Here is a 13,825-nt window from a genome sequence, read left to right on the forward strand (position 1 = left end):
GGCAGGATGGACAGATGTCTCTTTGACCAACGCCATTTGAAGGAAATGATACAAATGGGTGCGACTTCAGTTTCTCCGCTTGCCCCTGCGGCCTTTCCCGAACTGCCGGCCATTGCCGGTGTCAAACTGCACACCGCAACGCTTGGCATCCGTTACAAAGGCCGACCGGATGTGTTTCTGGCCGAACTTGATCCGGGCACGCAGGTTGCCGCAGTGTTCACCAAATCGACCACCGCATCAGCAGCAGTACGTTGGGGCCGCGAAGCCCTTAAGGGTGGCACCGCACGGGCATTTTTTGTCAACGCGGGCAATTCTGTTGCCTTTACCGGCAAGGCTGGCGAGAAATTTGTCGCAGACAAGGTCGAAACCGCGTCAAAGGCACTGGGGTGTGACAAAGCGGAAATCTTTACCGCGTCAACCGGTGTAATTGGCGAACCAACCACGGCCAACCGCATCACCGATGCCATGGGCGACTTGCTTGCCAATGATGCCAGTTGGCTTGATGCTGCCAAGGCCATCATGACGACTGACACCTTCCCAAAGGGCGCCTCGGCAACGACAACGATCAATGGCACCCCGGTTTCGATTTCCGGCTTTGCCAAGGGATCGGGGATGATTGAACCAAACATGGCGACCATGCTTGGTTTTATTTTCACCGATGCCGCCATCCCGCATGCGGTTCTTCAGGCGATTTTGGCCGATTGCAATAACCGCAGCTTCAATGCCATCACGGTTGATAGCGATACATCAACGTCCGATACGGTCCTTCTGGCAGCAACCGGCAAGGCGGGCAACGATGCCGTTTCGGGTATGGATGACCCGGCATTGACCGAGTTCAAAGACGCCCTTGAAGGCGTACTCCGTGATCTTGCCCATCAGATCGTGCGCGACGGCGAAGGTGCGACCAAATTCATCACGGTAAATGTCACCGGTGCCGTCAGCGAAAAAGAAGCCAAGATTGCCGCAAAGGCGATTGCAAATTCGCCGCTGGTCAAAACTGCGATTGCCGGTGAAGACGCCAACTGGGGCCGTATTGTTATGGCGGTTGGAAAATGCGGTGTCACCGCTGATCCCAACAAACTGACCATTTCAATCGGCGGCATTGCGCTGGCCAAAAATGGCGAGCGCGTCGAAGATTATGATGAAACCCCGGTTGAGGCGCATATCAAGGGTCAGTACATCGATATCGTTGCTGATCTTGGGTTTGGTGATGGGGCGGCCACCGTCTGGACCTGTGACCTGACGCATGGTTATATCTCGATCAATGCTGATTACCGTAGCTGATCACCTTAACTGATCACCGGCCACGATCAATCGCACAAACAAAATGCCGCCTCTGACAGGCGGCATTTTTCGTTTCGCGCTGGATAGATTTCAGGCGTGATCATCTACGTCCGGGAATATTGCCGTTCAGAACCAAACCGACATTTGCCCCTTCAAGTTCCACATCGCTTAAGTCTGTGTCCCCAAAGGCAACCCCGGCAACGTTTGCCTTTGTCAGGTTGGCGCCCTTCATTTGTGCTTCATCGAAAACCGAGTTCCGCAAATCGGCCTGTTCAAAATTCGTGTTTGTTAAGTCCGCGCGCCACATCGTCCCGGTCTTGGCACCTTTTTTGTCGCGCTGATCAATCCCACCGAATTTGACCCCTTGAAAAATGGCTTCGCTGCAATCGGAATTGGCCATTCGAACGCCATCCATCACAGCCCCGTTCATTCGGACTTTCTTCATGTCCGCGTCACGCATGGAGCACATGGCAAGGATGGTATCGACGAACAACGCCCCGCGCAGGATACATTTATCAAAGCAAGCACCAGACAAGTCCAGACCGGAAAAATCAAGCCCGGTCAAATCCCGCCCAACCGCAATCATGGGCGCACCGTTTTTCCCGTCTGATAGCAGCCACTCGCTATGGCCATTCACCAGATCGCGAATATCGTCCACCAGTGGTGCTGACGACGTTCCACCCCCGATTGAATTTGATGTATTGGATTGGGACAAATCGACATTCGTCATATCAACGTTGCGAAGGTTGGCCCCACTTAAATCCGCACCAACCAGATTACATTCCGCAAGTTTTGCCCCCTTGAGGTTCGCATTGCGTAGCTTTGCCCCATTGAGGTTACAGCCGGTCAAATCGGCACCTTCGAGGTTCACAGCAAACATGTTCGCATCGCTGAGATCGGTTTTTGAAAGGCTTGCACCGGACATTCTGGCACCTGTCAGGTTAGCACCCCACATCATCGCCCCTTCAAGATCGGTACTGGTCATGTCGGCAGCCTTACTAACCGGGCGTTCCTGCGAACCTTCGACAATCACCATGATGCCAGCACGCAGATCAATGCCGCTTAGATTGGCGTAGCGCAGCTTGGCGCGCGCCATGTTCGCGCCGCGAAGATCAGCCCGCTGGAAACTCGACCCTTCAAGGTCAGCCTCAACAAAGTTGGCGCCAAACAAATCACAAAAATCGAAACAGACTTTGTGGGCGGTCGCTTGAATGAAATTTGCACCGGGCAGAATGGCGTCCTGAAGGCTGATTTTGCTCATTTTTATGCGCGACAGGTTGGCACTACGCATTTGCATGCGCCGCCCACCTGGCTTTTGATTGAGATACAGTTGATGCATTTTGATGGCATCAATCAGATCTGAACGCGAATCCATCTTGCAAATATTCCCCGACCACTAAATTATCATTTTTGAATTAAGCAGACAGAATGCAACAGTTTCGCTGTAACGCAATGCTTTTAACACCTTGCAAAACCGTAATATTATTTTGATGTCGGGGATTCGTTTTTAATCGGGCATCGAATGACACCCCCAAAGCCAGCAATAGCAAGGCACTGCCAGAGACCTATTCAGGGATGGTTCCGGTCAGGATTGCACCGGTATTTGCACCGCTTAAATCAACATCGCCAAGATCGGTATCACCAAAAGAAACACCCGAAATATTGGCGTTCTTCAAGCTGGCACCTGTCATCTTCGGTGCGTCGAAAACAGCATTACGCATATCGGCCTTTGAGAAATCGGTACCGCTTAGGTCCGCACGCCAAACCGAACCGGTTTTCTTACCCTGACCATCAAGTTGCGCGACCCCCCCGAACTTGGCCCCCTGAAAAACAGATTTGGTGCAAACTGCGTTTGACAGTCGAATGCCGTTCAAAATCGATCCGTTCAGCCGTGCACGCGATAAATCCGCATTGCGCATTGATGACATCGCAAGAATCGTATCAACGAACAACGCGTTGCGCAGAATACAATCATCAAAGCAGGCGGCAGATAAATCCAGTCCAGAAAAATCCATTTCGGTCAGGTCACGTCCAGTCGCATTCAAAGGCGTTCCGGTCTGTCCGTTGCTGGCCAGCCACTCGCTATGGCCATTGACCAATTCTCGAATATCATCGGGCAAGGGGGTAACGGCTTTGCTGCCAATGGAATTAGCGATATTTGCCTGTGAAAGATCAACACCGGCCAAATCGACATTACGCAGGTTCGCCCCTGTCAAATCGGTGCCGACGAGAAGGCTGTCCTTAAGCCGCGCACCTTTAAGGTTGGCGTTTTTAAGCTTCGCCCCGGACAGGTTACACCCGGTCAAATCCGCACCCGCCAGATTGACTGCAAACATGTTGGCATCGCTCAGGTCGGCATCGACCAAGCGTGATCCCGACATGTTGCTTTCGGCAAAATTGGCGCCTGAAAGCATCGACCCTTCCATATCCGCGTTGGCAAGATCGGTGGCGCGTTTGACTTTTCTTTCGCGCCCGCCGTCAACCACCACCATCACACCGGATCGAAGGTCAGCCCCCTTAAGGTTGGCATTGCGCAATTTGGCGCGCGCCATGTTCGCACCGCGCAAATCAGCCCGGACAAAGCTTGACCCTTCAAGGTCGGCTTCGACAAAATTGGTGCCAAACAAATCACAAAAATCAAAACAAACGTCGCGGATGGTTGCCTGAATAAAATTCGCGCCTGGCAGAACTGCATCTTCAAGACTGATTTTGCTCATCTTGATGCGTGACAGATTGCCATTACGCAACTGCATGCGACGGCCCCCGGGCTGCTTCGTCACATAGAGTTGGTGCTTCTTAATGCCATCAATTAATTCTGCGCGTGATGTCATTTACTGGGCCGAATCCCCGTTCATTTAACAGTCTTGTTCTACGTTAATTAGAATATTCTTTAAGTCTACTCCTACTCGCGCATCAACAGTCTTACAAAATCTGACATTCACATAAAATATCGCGTGTTTATAAATATTTAGCTGACATATCATATACAAACGCGTAGGGCGGCAGCACCTTTGACAGCGCGACTATAAGCACAGCAGTCTCATAAACACGATATCGTTGACACCTCCCAATTTTAAAGTGGGCCGTATTGGCGCGATTCGCAATAATCCCAAAGTCGCGGGTTCCCCAAGCCGCCTTGTTATACGTCTGATCAAGGACCATCTGCAAAAGATAGCTTTCTCCAAAATTGCTGTGCAGGGTCAATGCATCACATTCTGTTTGTCGACGACGACGCCAACGTTTTGCAGGGGCTCCGACGGCGCCTGAAAACTTTACGGCCAGACTGGAACCTTCATTTCGCCAATAGCGGTTCTGCGGCCCTCGGCACGGCAAAAGACCAATCCTTTGATGTCATTGTCACCGACATTCAAATGCCGGGAATGGACGGGGTGGCGCTTCTCGAAGAAATGCAGAAAATCCAGCCTGGTGCGGTTCGGATCATTTTAACCGGGCACGCCAGCAACGATTCCTATCTGCGGACCATCGGCCCCGCGCATCAGTTCCTTAGCAAACCCTGCGACAATCAAACCCTGCTTGACAGCATCGAAAATGCGCTTAGCCTGCGCCAGCGGCTGCAAAGCCCGGAGATGCGGACATTGGTGGCAAATGCCAAAAGTCTGGCGTCTCCACCCGATACCTATCTGCAGCTTCAGTCCTTGTTCAACACCCCGCACTATTCGCCTGAAAGCGTGTGCAAGATTGTTGAAGCCGATATTGCACTGACCACCGAGGTCCTGAAACTTACCAATTCATCCTATTTTGCCATTACGCAAAAAGTCTTCTCGGTTTCCCATGCTGTGCGGATGCTCGGCATGGAGACGCTTAAGGCACTTGCACTGTTTATTGGCGTTTACCGCGGCTTTGACGGCCCCAGAAATCAGGCGGCAAACCTGAAACGCCTATGTCACCGAAGCCAGCAAATTGGTGTCACAGCGGCATTGATTGCCGAATATGAAAAACTGCCGCGCGAAGTGTGCCATGCCGTCCCATCAATCGGCATGCTGAGCCATATCGGCACCCTGATCCTCTATGCCAATCGCCCCGATGAAATGAAGCTGGTGACCGACCGGGTTGAACAGGAAAACATCCCGATTGAAAAGGCAGAAGAAGAACAGTTTGGTGCAGGGCACCCTGAAATCGGGGCCTATCTTTTGGGGTTATGGGGGTTTCCTGCCCCGGTCATTCAGGCGGTTGCCTATCACCACCGCCCGATGGACTTGCCTCATAAGGAAATGAATGCAGTTACCGCAATCTATGTCGCGCAACCTTTGACCCGCGAGATCGCCATTATTGATGCCGGGGGTGCGGTCGAAAGCGACATTGATTTGGCCTATATCGAGCAGATCGGAAAAGCGACACGTATCGAGGAATGGACCAGCATTGCGCGGATCGTGTCAGGAAAATACAAGCAACTGACCAACGACTAAGCCGTGGTCAACCAAGGCCAGCCTGCAACGCAGCCGTTTGCATTAACGCGGCGCGAACAAAATGACGCCGGCCCCGACAAGACAAATCGCCATACCGGTTAAATCCCAACGATCAGGCACAGCGCGCTCGACAATCCACAGCCAGAAAACAGATGCGGCAATATAGACCCCGCCATAAGCCGCATAAGCCCGCCCGGCAAAGGCCGCATCAACACGCGTGAGCAACCACGCAAAGACAATCAGCGATGCAATCCCCGGAATGACCCAAAGAACAGACTTGCCCGATTTCAGCCACGCCCAAAAGGCAAAGCATCCGGCAATTTCGGCAAGTGCTGCTGCGATATAGGCCGCAACGGTCTGCATCACGTCCCCTTTTGGCTCAGGTCCTACTCCTAGAATGCCGGGCGTAGGTCACCGGCATATTTTCCGGCCCAGTTGGTTAGAACCGGTGTCAGGTATTTCTTGAGCGTTTCTGCCTTGGCATCATCAATCACGCCATGCTGGCGCAAGATGGCGCCCATTGCGACCTCGGCCCCGCGTTGCGTGCCGTCATCGATTTTAAGTGCCACACCAAGTCCCTGTTTTGGGAAGGCGGCACAATAAACGCCCTCCGCCCCGACCTTGACCAGCGCGTCTTCACCGCATTCTTCCATGATCCCGGTACAAAAACGACCGGTCCCGGCCACCATGAAGGGGGCCGCGGCACAGCCCTTGCGAATGCGCTTGATCGCCTCAATGCGTTTGGCATCCAACCCCGATGGATCGGCCATACGGGCCATCGCAAGCCCCAGATCGCGCAACCGCATGCCAATCACCGGAATGCCACAGCCATCAATACCCCGCGGGGTCGATGACAAATCACAATCACCCATCTCCTCAAGCACCTTGATCAGGCGTTGCTGAACCGGATGGGCTTCGTTGATATAGCCTGCCGGGGTATCGGCCAGGTGCTGGGCCGTGGTCAAAAACCCGGAATGCTTTCCCGAACAATTGTTATGCGCCTTGGTCAAGGTGACCTGATCACCAGCCTGTTTGATCCCGGCGGGCGGATGAATGGAATAATGCGGCGCACATTCAAGCGTTTCGACCGACAACCCGATATGCTCAAGCCATGCCTTAACCGTATTGGCGTGTTCTTCCTCGCCATTATGCGATGAGCAGGCCAGCGCGATATGCTTGTCCTCAAGCTTGAACGCGTCCGCCGCCCCACTTTCGACCAAGGGGATCGCCAGCAATGGTTTGATTGCCGAACGCGGATACATCAACGCATCAATATCGCCGCCCTCGGCCACCACCGTGCCATCGGCCTTCATCACGACATACCGCCCGCGATGGAAACTTTCGACCATCGATCCACGGGTGGCTTCGACAAGGATCGGGTTGGCTGCGTGCGACATCATTGTGCTCCGGCATTGGTGGGACGGGATCAGAACGTCATCTTCCTATGCCCAAACCCGCCCCCAAAAGCAAGCACAGCACGTCGCGCACACCAAACTTGGTCAATGCGTTCAATTGGCCTTTGGCAAAGGGATCGCTGTGTGATTCTTATATTCCTTGAGCACCAAACTAGATTGCACATCGCGGACATTGGGCATTGAAAGCAACTGATGGGTTACGAAATCACCAAAACTTTCAATGTTGCTGGCCACCGCAACCAGCAGGAAGTCCTGCCGCCCGGTCATTGCCCAGCATGACAGGATTTCGGGAAGGTCATTCATCGCATGGGCAAAATCCTCTGCCCCGGCTTCGGTATGGCGTTGCAGGCGCACCTGAATGGTCGCCAGAACGCCAAGCCCAACCTTTTTGCGATCCAACAGCGCCACCTGTCGGCGGATTATCCCGGATGCTTCAAGCTGTTTGACCCGTCGCAAACACGGGGATGGCGACATCCCGACCTTTTCGGCAAGTGCCACATTGCTGATCCCGGCCTCATTTTGCAGAATCTGCAAAATACGGATATCGGTCACGCTTAAGCTCAGATCGGTCATCATACGTCCCACATCATCCATTTGAGGTCATTTTCATTCAACCATAACGCAAAATGATATTTTATTCGCCAGAAAATGACATGGAATTTGATGTAAAATATCCGCTGTAAATTGGCATCAGAACCCGAAAGAGGACCCGCCATGACCAAGGGAAACGATCTGCGAGGCGATTACAGCCACATCGAAGATGACTATACCATTGCGCAAGATTGGCAGGCGTATAGCAAGGCTGAACATGACCTGTGGCGTAAGCTTTATGCCCGTCAATCGGCCATTCTGCCCGGCTATGCCGCCGATGATTACATTGCCAACTTGTCAAAGCTGGATGCCGCCGACGGCATCCCGCATTTTGGCCGGGTCAGTGAACAGCTTTTTGGCGCAACCGGCTGGCAACTGGTTGCGGTTCCGGGGCTTGTGCCGGATGAGGTGTTTTTCGATCACCTTGCCAATCGCCGCTTTCCGGTGACTGTCTGGCTGCGCACACCAGAAGAAATGGATTATCTGGTCGAACCCGACATTTTCCATGATTTCTTTGGTCATGTGCCAATGCTCTATGACCCGGTCTTTGCCGATTATCTTGCAGCTTACGGTGCCAAGGGGCCGGAAGCCATTGCCACAGGCGGGCTTAAAAACCTTGCGCGGATGTACTGGTACATGGTCGAGTTTGGCTTGATCATGACCGATCATGGCTTGCGGGCCTATGGGGCAGGCATGTTGTCATCGCAAACCGAAACTATTTACTCGGTCACAGACCCGACGCCAAACCGGGTGGGCTTTGATCTTGAACGGGTGATGGCGACCGATTACGCAATTGATGATTTCCAGAAAACCTATTTCGTTCTGGACAGTTATGATCAGTTGTTTGATGCGATGAAAACGCCCCTCGCCCCGATCTATGAGCGATTGGTCAGCACACCGTCGATCAATCCAGAAACCACCTTATCAACGGATCGGCTGTATCACGTTCATGGTGATTCAAATCGCACCATCGAACTTGGCAGAGCCCGCCAGATGCAACAACGCCCTGCGTAACAGGCAGGGCGCGCTCGCGTCATGAGATATGAATTGGCAAGGGTGCTAACAGGTGCTGATGGCTTTGCCGAGCACGCGGTTAAGCTGTTCAAGCACCACGGTCGGGCTGGCATCCTTGCTGATGAAGTCGGCCGCCCCCAGCGCATCTGCCTGTGCGCGGGTATCGGAATCATAATGCGCGGAAAAGAAGAACACCGGCACATTGGTCGCATTGGGATACCGGCGGCGGATTTCACAAAAAGCTTCAAATCCGCTCATGCCGGGCATTTCGATATCCAGAATGATGGCGCGCGGATAAAGCCCGTCAAGCTGATCAATCAGATCATCGGCACAGTCAAAACTTGCCACGTCATATCCGGCACGGCGCAGCACCGTTTCAAGGGCTGCTTTGGCACTGGGACTGTCGTCGGCAAATGCAACAAGCCCGTCAGGACTGGCTTGCGACGGCATGGCGCTGAGCGCGTTCATGGATGGCGATACTCCGAGAATTGGGACAAGCACAAATTGACAGATGAAAATGTCAAATTGGTTAAACCGCCTAAATATTTGCGCCTGCGTGCCTCTTCTTTTCCACATTCAGGCCAAAGTATAATGCAGACCGACGGTCCGCGATCTATTTGAAACGGACCTTCTGGAATAGAAAACAGCCGGAATTCCGCAACTTGACGCTACGGAACGAAGATCATTCGGCTTTACCCTCCTTCTAAATAGGTATTTCCATGCCTATTTACGGAATTAAAGCCAGATGCTATAAACCGCCATGTCGCAACGACGATATGGCAATATGGTCGGGAATCCGGGTAACCGGTACGATTATGTGAATGCGGTTTGACCCTAGTATCATTAATTCGGAAACGTTCCGACCGGGAGAAAGCATGACAGACCCGCTTAAGCTGGCATCCGAATTTCCGTCTGCTGATTATGCAGCTTGGCGCACCCTCGCCGAGGAAGCCCTTAAAGGGGCGTCGTTTGAGAAAAAGCTCGTCACCAAAACACTCGACGGCTTTGCCCTGCAGCCACTTTATACCAAGGGCGATCAGGATGCCGACACCCGTCTGATACACGACGTGCTCAGCGCGTCGGTTGAACCACGCGAAACGGTGACTGGCTGGGACATTCGTCAACTTCATACGCATCCCGACCCCATCGTCACAAATGCCGCGGTCCTCGACGACCTTGAAAATGGTGCGACATCCATCTTGCTTAAGCTTGATGCGGCCGCACGCAAGGGACGCGAAATCAGTTCGGGCGAGGTCGGCGTGGATGGCATTGCCATTCATTGTCTGGCCGATCTTGAATGCACGTTAAGCGACGTCTACACCAACCTTGCGACCATCGCACTTGATGGCGGGGCCGCCGCAATTCCAGCTGCGGCCATGTTGGCCGCCCGCATGACCGATGAAGATGGTGCGAGTGAAGCCGCCCCGGCCTTTAACATTGACCCCATCGGAACGCTTGCCAGCACCGGAACCCTGCCCTGCTCCACCGATGACGCATTACGCCAAACCGCAAACATCACTGCCGAACTGATTGACCTTTTCCCGATGGGCACGGCAATTTCGGTCAATGGTGCGCCCTATTACAATGCCGGTGCGACCGATGGGCAGGAGCTTGCCTGTTTGCTGGCATCTGGTGTCGCCTATTTACGCGCGCTGACCGATACCGGCATGGCGGTTGATCAGGCCGCCGGTGCGATGGTGTTTAACGTCGCCATTGGCACGGATTTCTTTGCCGGGATTGCCAAGCTGCGCGCCTTGCGCCTGATGTGGACCCGCATTCTGGCCGCATCAGGTGCCGAAGACGCATCAATTTCGATCAATGCCGTCTCGGCTGAAATGGCGATGAGCAAGGTTGATCCATGGGTCAATATGCTGCGCACGACGGTGACAAGCTTTGCCGCGGGTCTGGGCGGGGCTGATAGTGTTGTCTGCCTGCCTTATGACCATTTAATCGGCCTGCCCGATGGTTTCACCCGACGTATTGCCCGCAACACCCAATTGATCCTGCAAGAAGAAAGCAACGTTCACCGGGTGATTGATCCGGCGGGGGGCGCATGGTTTATCGAAAACATGACCCGCGATCTTGCCAAGGCCGCATGGGCCAAGTTCCAGTCGCTTGAAGCATCCGGTGGCATTGTCGCCGCCCTTGCCAACGGCAGTTTGAAAAAAGACATTGAAGCCGTTTGGCACACGCGTGAAGAACGCGTCGCAAACCGGCGCGATCCGCTGACCGGTGTTTCGGAATTCCCCAATATTGCCGAGGCCAAAGTGACCTGCGATGCGCCCGATCTTGATGCCATTCAGGCCAATGGCAAGGCGCGGCAGACCAAATATACCCAAACCGTTGGTGCCACACTGTCGAGCTTGATGGAGGCCGCCCGAAACGGGGCGACCATCGGGCATATGTTTACCGATCTGTATGGGACAAGTGCCGCAACAATCATCCCGGCCCTAACACCACACCGTTTGTCCGAACCGTTTGAGGTACTGCGCAAACGGGCCGACAATCACAAAGCCAAAACCGGATCCTTCCCACAGATTTTCCTCGCCAATCTTGGCAAAGTTTCCCAACACACCGCACGCGCCATGTTTGCCCGCAACTTCTTTGAATCCTGCGGGATCGAAGCGATCACAAATACCGGCTTTGCCGATGCCGCGTCCGCTGCCAAGGCGTTTACCGCATCAGGTACGAAGATCGCGGTAATTTGCGGATCCGACCCGCAATATGGCGACATGGCCGCCGATATGGCCAAGGCATTAAAGGATGCCGGTGCCTCACGGGTTTATCTCGCCGGTCATCCGGGCGATGCCAAGGCACACTATGAGGCCGCTGGTATTGATGATTTTATCTACGTTGGGTCCGACGTTCCGGACATTTGCCGAACGGCAATGGATCACTTATCTGGTGCATGGGGGGATAAATAACCATGACCCGCATTCCTGATTTCTCCAACATTCCATTGTTTGACGGCGCATCTGCCGGGGCCAAAGACCCGTTTGAAAGCACGCCTTGGACCACGCCCGAGGGGATCGACGTTAAGCCAACCTATGGCCCGTCTGATCTGGCGGGGCTTGATCACCTTGATACCATGCCGGGCATGCCGCCGTTTTTGCGCGGTCCTTATCCGACCATGTATGTTCAGCGCCCCTGGACCATTCGCCAATATGCCGGATTCTCCACGGCTGAAGAATCCAACGCGTTTTATCGCCGCAACCTTGCCGCCGGGCAAAAGGGCCTGTCGATTGCCTTCGACCTTGCCACACACCGCGGTTATGACAGCGACCATCCCCGCGTTGCCGGGGATGTCGGCATGGCCGGTGTGGCGATTGACAGCATCTATGACATGCGCACCCTTTTTGATGGCATTCCGCTTGATGAGATGTCGGTATCGATGACCATGAATGGTGCAGTTTTGCCGATCATGGCGCTTTATATTGCGGCTGCCGAAGAACAGGGCGTTGCACGCGAGAAGCTTTCGGGCACCATTCAGAACGACATCCTCAAAGAATTCATGGTGCGCAACACCTATATCTATCCGCCGAAACCATCGATGCGGATCATTTCGGACATCTTTTCGTTTACGTCGCAAAACATGCCGAAATTCAATTCGATCTCGATTTCGGGCTATCACATGCAGGAAGCCGGGGCGACCGCCGATCTTGAACTAGCCTATACACTGGCCGATGGCATTGAATATGCCCGTGCCGGGCAGGCTGCTGGCTTGCCGATTGATAAATTTGCGCCGCGTTTGTCGTTCTTCTGGGCGACGGGCATGAATTTCTTTATGGAAATTGCCAAAATGCGGGCTGCGCGCATGATCTGGGCCAAGATGATCGAACAGTTTGATCCGCAAAACCCAAAGTCACTGTCGCTGCGTACCCATAGCCAAACATCAGGCTGGTCACTGACCGCCCAAGATGTGTTTAACAACGTTATTCGCACCTGTGTTGAAGCCATGGCATCGACACAAGGCCACACCCAGTCGCTGCATACCAATGCCCTTGACGAAGCTTTGGCACTGCCGACCGATTTCTCGGCACGGATTGCCCGTAATACTCAGCTGTTTTTGCAACAAGAAAGTGGCACGACCAATGCCATCGATCCATGGGGTGGATCCTATTATGTCGAACGCCTGACCCGCGATTTGGCGGAAAAGGCATGGGCCCATATTGCCGAGGTAGAAGAACAGGGCGGCATGGCCAAGGCGATTGAAGCCGGCATTCCCAAAATGCGCATCGAAGAAGCCGCCGCACGCACACAGGCCCGCATCGATAGTGGTCGTCAGACCCTTGTCGGGGTTAATAAATACCGCGTTACTGATGACCGCCCGGTCGATGTGCTTCAGGTCGATAACGCCGAAGTCCGCCGTCAGCAAATTGCCAAGCTTGAACGCCTGCGGGCAGAACGTGACGATGGCGCGGTAAAAAGTGCACTGACGGCGCTGACAAATGCCGCCGACAGTGGCGAAGGCAACCTTCTTGAACTTGCCGTTCAGGCCGCACGCGCCAAATGCACGGTGGGCGAGATTTCAGATGCGCTTGAAAAGGTTTATGGCCGTCATCAGGCGGTTATTCGTTCCATCGCGGGTGTCTATAAAACCGAAGTCGGTGCGGATAACGAGGCCCTTGCCAAGGTGGATCGCCTGATCAAGACGTTCGAGGAAAACGAAGGCCGCCGTCCGCGTATCCTGATCGCCAAAATGGGTCAGGACGGGCATGACCGGGGTCAGAAAGTCATTGCAACTGCCTTTGCCGATCTTGGCTTTGATGTCGATATCGGCCCACTGTTCCAAACGCCAGAAGAAGCCGCAAAACAGGCGGTTGAAAACGATGTGCATATTGTCGGTGCCAGTTCACTTGCCGCAGGTCACCTGACATTGGTGCCGCAACTACGTGCCGAACTTGATAAACTTGGCCGCGAAGACATCATGATTGTTGCGGGGGGCGTCATCCCGCCACAGGATTTCGACAAACTGTTCGAAGCTGGGGCCGAGGCGATCTTCCCACCGGGAACGGTGATTGCCGAAGCGGCATCCGACCTGCTAGAAAAGTTAAACCAAGCGGGCGACGAAGCAGCATAGCAGCACAGTTACAA

General features: G+C 53.9%; 11 protein-coding genes. 5 read left to right on the forward strand and 6 right to left on the reverse strand.

From position 1 onward, the window contains the following. The first annotated feature begins 54 nt into the window (after positions 1–54). Complete coding sequence (gene argJ / locus AC0VXT_RS18090) at positions 55–1,284, forward strand: bifunctional glutamate N-acetyltransferase/amino-acid acetyltransferase ArgJ (RefSeq protein WP_475546521.1); 1,230 nt, start codon at positions 55–57, stop codon at positions 1,282–1,284. Positions 1,285–1,384: 100 nt separating this feature from the next. Here argJ and AC0VXT_RS18095 read toward each other — a convergent pair whose 3' ends face one another. Together AC0VXT_RS18095 and AC0VXT_RS18100 are read right to left on the reverse strand one after the other, a co-directional pair. Further along, complete coding sequence (locus AC0VXT_RS18095) at positions 1,385–2,659, reverse strand: pentapeptide repeat-containing protein (protein WP_475546522.1); 1,275 nt, start codon at positions 2,657–2,659, stop codon at positions 1,385–1,387. A gap of 190 nt (positions 2,660–2,849) precedes the next feature. Then, positions 2,850–4,037, reverse strand: coding sequence for a pentapeptide repeat-containing protein (locus tag AC0VXT_RS18100; RefSeq protein ID WP_475546523.1), 1,188 nt, complete (start codon positions 4,035–4,037; stop codon positions 2,850–2,852). A 450-nt stretch (positions 4,038–4,487) separates the two neighbouring features. Between AC0VXT_RS18100 and AC0VXT_RS18105 the strand changes: the two genes are divergently transcribed. Continuing rightward, positions 4,488–5,711, forward strand: a complete 1,224-nt coding sequence (locus AC0VXT_RS18105) for a response regulator (RefSeq protein WP_475546524.1) — start codon at positions 4,488–4,490, stop codon at positions 5,709–5,711. Positions 5,712–5,753: 42 nt separating this feature from the next. Here the strand turns inward: AC0VXT_RS18105 and AC0VXT_RS18110 are convergent, their stop codons facing one another. The 3 genes from AC0VXT_RS18110 to AC0VXT_RS18120 all read right to left on the reverse strand — a co-directional run bounded on the left by AC0VXT_RS18110 (position 5,754) and on the right by AC0VXT_RS18120 (position 7,720). Further along, positions 5,754–6,074 (reverse strand): YnfA family protein, encoded by a 321-nt coding sequence (locus tag AC0VXT_RS18110; RefSeq protein ID WP_417823338.1) that lies wholly within the window; start codon positions 6,072–6,074, stop codon positions 5,754–5,756. A 29-nt stretch (positions 6,075–6,103) separates the two neighbouring features. After that, entirely contained in the window at positions 6,104–7,111 is a 1,008-nt protein-coding gene (locus tag AC0VXT_RS18115; RefSeq protein WP_475546525.1) for an asparaginase, read from the reverse strand. Between the two features lie 108 nt (positions 7,112–7,219). Further along, positions 7,220–7,720, reverse strand: coding sequence for an Lrp/AsnC family transcriptional regulator (locus AC0VXT_RS18120; protein WP_475546526.1), 501 nt, complete (start codon positions 7,718–7,720; stop codon positions 7,220–7,222). A gap of 120 nt (positions 7,721–7,840) precedes the next feature. Here AC0VXT_RS18120 and phhA point away from each other — a divergent pair, with 120 nt between their 5' ends. Continuing rightward, complete coding sequence (gene phhA, locus AC0VXT_RS18125) at positions 7,841–8,731, forward strand: phenylalanine 4-monooxygenase (protein ID WP_475546527.1); 891 nt, start codon at positions 7,841–7,843, stop codon at positions 8,729–8,731. Positions 8,732–8,776: 45 nt separating this feature from the next. On the opposite strand, the gene AC0VXT_RS18130 is transcribed toward phhA, so the two are convergent. Further along, positions 8,777–9,199 carry a response regulator gene (locus AC0VXT_RS18130; protein ID WP_022730884.1) on the reverse strand — a complete coding sequence of 141 codons (423 nt, stop codon included), beginning with the start codon at positions 9,197–9,199 and terminating at the stop codon, positions 8,777–8,779. A gap of 407 nt (positions 9,200–9,606) precedes the next feature. Between AC0VXT_RS18130 and AC0VXT_RS18135 the strand changes: the two genes are divergently transcribed. Then, the gene (locus AC0VXT_RS18135; protein ID WP_475546528.1) at positions 9,607–11,655 is read left to right on the forward strand and encodes a methylmalonyl-CoA mutase family protein; all 2,049 of its coding nucleotides are present in this window, start codon (positions 9,607–9,609) and stop codon (positions 11,653–11,655) included. A gap of 2 nt (positions 11,656–11,657) precedes the next feature. After that, positions 11,658–13,811: a methylmalonyl-CoA mutase gene (scpA, locus tag AC0VXT_RS18140; protein ID WP_475546529.1), complete on the forward strand. Its 2,154-nt coding sequence runs from the start codon at positions 11,658–11,660 to the stop codon at positions 13,809–13,811. Positions 13,812–13,825: the final 14 nt, after the last annotated feature.

This window comes from Thalassospira sp. Z349TD_5 (assembly GCF_056173045.1).

Bases quoted from the DNA above. Each gene is read 5' to 3' on its own strand.
- argJ (WP_475546521.1), top strand. From the start codon at position 55: ATGGGTGCGACTTCAGTTTCTCCGCTTGCCCCTGCGGCCTTTCCCGAA.
- AC0VXT_RS18095 (WP_475546522.1), bottom strand. From the start codon at position 2,659: ATGGATTCGCGTTCAGATCTGATTGATGCCATCAAAATGCATCAACTG.
- AC0VXT_RS18100 (WP_475546523.1), bottom strand. From the start codon at position 4,037: ATGCAGTTGCGTAATGGCAATCTGTCACGCATCAAGATGAGCAAAATC.
- AC0VXT_RS18105 (WP_475546524.1), top strand. From the start codon at position 4,488: ATGCATCACATTCTGTTTGTCGACGACGACGCCAACGTTTTGCAGGGG.
- AC0VXT_RS18110 (WP_417823338.1), bottom strand. From the start codon at position 6,074: ATGCAGACCGTTGCGGCCTATATCGCAGCAGCACTTGCCGAAATTGCC.
- AC0VXT_RS18115 (WP_475546525.1), bottom strand. From the start codon at position 7,111: ATGATGTCGCACGCAGCCAACCCGATCCTTGTCGAAGCCACCCGTGGA.
- AC0VXT_RS18120 (WP_475546526.1), bottom strand. From the start codon at position 7,720: ATGGATGATGTGGGACGTATGATGACCGATCTGAGCTTAAGCGTGACC.
- phhA (WP_475546527.1), top strand. From the start codon at position 7,841: ATGACCAAGGGAAACGATCTGCGAGGCGATTACAGCCACATCGAAGAT.
- AC0VXT_RS18130 (WP_022730884.1), bottom strand. From the start codon at position 9,199: ATGAACGCGCTCAGCGCCATGCCGTCGCAAGCCAGTCCTGACGGGCTT.
- AC0VXT_RS18135 (WP_475546528.1), top strand. From the start codon at position 9,607: ATGACAGACCCGCTTAAGCTGGCATCCGAATTTCCGTCTGCTGATTAT.
- scpA (WP_475546529.1), top strand. From the start codon at position 11,658: ATGACCCGCATTCCTGATTTCTCCAACATTCCATTGTTTGACGGCGCA.